Here is a 2,366-nt window from a genome sequence, read left to right on the forward strand (position 1 = left end):
GTCGGCGCGGCCCACGAACCAGTAGTAGCCGTCCGCGTCGCGCCGGGCCAGGTCACCGGACAGATACCGGTCCCCGGCGAACACCCGCGCGTACCTGCCCGGTTCACCCAGGTAGCCACGGAACATCGACGGCCAGCCGGTCCGCAACGCCAGTTCACCGACCTCGCCGTCGTCGGCCTCGTCGACGGTGCCGCCGGCGATCGCGGCGCGGCCGTCGGGGCCCCGCCGCAGAATCGTGGCGTCGATACCCGGCAGGGGCCGCCCCATCGAACCCGGCCGCACCTGTTCGGCGGCCAGATTCGCGATCATGATCGCCCCGGTTTCGGTCTGCCACCAGTTGTCGTGGATCGTCCGGCCGAGGGCACGCCTGCCCCACTCCACGACCTCCGGGTTCAGCGGTTCGCCGACGGCGGCCACGAAACGCAGCGCCGACAGATCGGTGCCCGCGGGCAGCCGGTCACCGCGGCGCATGAGCATGCGTAGCGCGGTGGGCGCGGTGTACCAGACCGAGACCCGCTCCGCGGTGAGGATGCGGTACCAGCGTTCGGTGTCGAAGTCGGCCTCGTCGCTGACGATCGTCGCGCCGAGAGTCAGAGGCGCGATCACCCCGTACGACATCCCGGTCACCCAGCCGGGGTCGGCGGTGCACCAGTAGATATCGCGCGGCCGCAGGTCCAGGGCGCTGCGCGCGGTGATGCGGTGGGCGAGGACGGCTTCGTGCGCGTGGATGGCACCTTTCGGCTTCCCGGTCGTGCCACTGGTGAAATGCAATAGCGCGGGGTCGTCGGGAGCGGTGCGTACGACCGGGAAATGGTCCTCGGCGGCGGCGACGGCGACCGGCATGCTGACGGCCCCGGCGATCGGCTCCTCCTCGAGAAGTTCGTCGGTGAGCACGATATTCCGCAACCGCGGCAGGCCCTCGCGAACGGGCGCGACCCGTCGCTGATACAGCGAGATAGTGGTGACGAGAGTGGTGGCATCGGCCATCTCGAGCCGCTGACGTACGGGTGCGGGACCGAACGCCGAGAAGAGCGGCACCACCACGGCACCGGCCTTCCAGGCTCCCAGCGCGGCCACGTACAACTCCGGGGTCCGTCCCAGCAGAAGAGCGACACGCTCACCGCGCCGCACTTTCAGGCCTTGGAGAGCGCGTGCGAAACGACTGCTCAGCGTGGCCAGCTCGGCATAGGTGAGTTCGGTGCGGGCACCTTCCGCCGAGAGCCAGCGCAGTGCGGTCGCCTCCGCCAACGGCGTGCCGAGATGGCGATCGACCGCCTCCACAGCGATATTCACCCCGCCGCCGGGTATTCCCGCCAGTTCGGACCGCGCCTCGTCCCAGTCGAATGTCCGGCGCTCGAGCAAGTAGTCGGAGATGTTCGCATCCGCCCGCTCGGCGGGCGTCTTGTCGATCGGCGCCCAGTCGGGCAGCCGCGGCGCCCCGGTGCGGCTCACTGATGTCATCTCGGCCTCCGAATCGCGGTTGATGACTCGCGCCCGGGCGTCGCGGTTTCGGTCACGAATTCGTGTCCGGTGCGTCGCCCCGGGCGCGGCCCTCTGTTGTGCCGGTGAACCGGCGCCACTGTCGTTCCCAGTACCGGTCACGGCTATGTTCGGCCCAGCGCGCGCTGCCGTAGGCGAGACATCCCGCGCCCATCCAGCACACCATGAGAAAACCCACCCCGGCCCCGATGCCCGTCAACGCCGCCGTGCCGGAACCCGCACCGGGTCCGGATGCCGCTGCGGCGACCCGGCGCTCGAAGCCGGAGTAGACCAGGGTTCCGACGGTGCCGGCCACCGGGACCATCAACAGCGCGAGCACCAGTGCGGTGATCCGCACCGCGGCATCGATCCGATCGCACCGGCGCATGAGAACGTTCGGATTGCTCGGTCGCCGTGCCCAGAAGCGCTCGATCGTACGCCGGTAACCAGACCACTGGTCGGGCCTCTGCTCCGTCATTTCACCCACCTTCTCCGGGCCTGAGCTCCCTATCGAGCATCTCGCCGGAGCCGGTCACCGGGCAGAGAAGAAGGTCATCGGTTGGGTGGGCGCAATGCCCGTATCCGCCGCGAGTCCTGCCGGGCCCGGTGGCGTACCGGTCGGCCCACCGGCCCGTACGAACCGAAGACCCGGGCACAGAGGCCGATCGGCCCTCGCCGGGCCGACACGGACTCGATACCGTCGACGATGCCCGACGCGTGAGGCAGGAGGACATCGTGCGCCCACAGGTCCACCGTGAACCGCATCGCGGCACCGCCGACGGGGCGGGCATCCGAACGTATCCCGAGGACACCGGCAACCACGGGCAGCCGCAGGGCGATCACCGAACAGGCAGATCCGCCTTCGGCGACCCCGGCGCTGCTGCACT

The 2,366-nt window shown here is 70.1% G+C and carries 3 protein-coding genes; all 3 read right to left on the reverse strand.

All coding sequences use genetic code 11. From position 1 onward, the window contains the following. On the reverse strand, positions 1-1,461 hold a 1,461-nt coding region (locus ACWDU1_RS31675; RefSeq protein WP_450004096.1), incomplete at its 3' end, for an AMP-binding protein. A gap of 52 nt (positions 1,462-1,513) precedes the next feature. After that, positions 1,514-1,957 carry a hypothetical protein gene (locus tag ACWDU1_RS31680; RefSeq protein WP_450004097.1) on the reverse strand — a complete coding sequence of 148 codons (444 nt, stop codon included), beginning with the start codon at positions 1,955-1,957 and terminating at the stop codon, positions 1,514-1,516. Between the two features lie 74 nt (positions 1,958-2,031). After that, on the reverse strand, positions 2,032-2,366 hold a 335-nt coding region (locus ACWDU1_RS31685; RefSeq protein ID WP_450004098.1), incomplete at its 5' end, for a hypothetical protein.

This window comes from Nocardia sp. NPDC003345 (assembly GCF_053589395.1).